The sequence below is a fragment of the Cupriavidus sp. 01L46 genome (assembly GCF_056399905.1).
Window position 1 is genome coordinate 1 of record NZ_JBFTSF010000662.1, and the last position, 782, is coordinate 782.

1 protein-coding gene is annotated in these 782 nt (G+C 47.2%); it reads left to right on the forward strand.

Going from position 1 to position 782, the window contains the following annotated elements:
• Positions 1-212: 212 nt before the first annotated feature.
• The gene (locus AC1DS3_RS39185) at positions 213-614 is read left to right on the forward strand and encodes a hypothetical protein (RefSeq protein ID WP_441635989.1); all 402 of its coding nucleotides are present in this window, start codon (positions 213-215) and stop codon (positions 612-614) included.
• Positions 615-782: the final 168 nt, after the last annotated feature.

The window sequence follows — 782 nt, forward strand, 5'->3', positions numbered from 1 at the left end:
GTGCTGCGGACTTATATAACTCAGATGATTCAAGGGAGGAGTATGAATTTGACGATGAGATGCTTAGGTCCGAAGTCGCCAGGCTGATAAAAAAGTAACGATGGATTAACTGCTGGAAAAGGTAGTGGTTTTCGATGCCACGCCCTATGCCCTCTCCCGGGCGGGCGTAAAAATACTAGGGTGGCGCACAGCAATTCATCGGGAATTCGTTGATGTACACATTCCTACTAATCGTCGATTCCTCGATTCTCCCTGATTGTGTCGGCGACTTTATCAAGAATATTGGTCGGATGCGACGAGAATCTAGTGAGCGATATGTCGTCGAGGAGCCGGGTGGTGTGCGGGATGGTTGGATCGCTATTCAAGCTGTTGATATCGGGATAGGCTGCTATAACAAAGAGGAAATGGACCGGTTGAAGGAGCGAGTTTCAGATCCTTGCTTTATTTTGGTTGAGGGGCGTGACGGTGGAATGGAATTTTCTACTAAATTCGTTCTGGATCTAAGTGATCCTGAAACTGTGCTGTTGGATAATGACCATGGGGTCATCGAGGATGCAAAGACGATTAAAGAAAGGATTTTATCCGGTTTGGAATGGCTGAATGCATCGAGCTGATGTAATTTAAGCAATTTATCGGCGGGTGCGCGCTGCGATCGAAACGGGACATTCTCGGATCTAGACGATGGCTTAGGAAATAATGCTAATTTTTACTGCGAATCGCTACTGTGAGGCCAGATTGAACGGCCGCACGGCCCCGGAGTAAAATTATCCGAAGAGTAATGG

Bases quoted from the DNA above. Each gene is read 5' to 3' on its own strand.
- AC1DS3_RS39185 (WP_441635989.1), top strand. From the start codon at position 213: ATGTACACATTCCTACTAATCGTCGATTCCTCGATTCTCCCTGATTGT.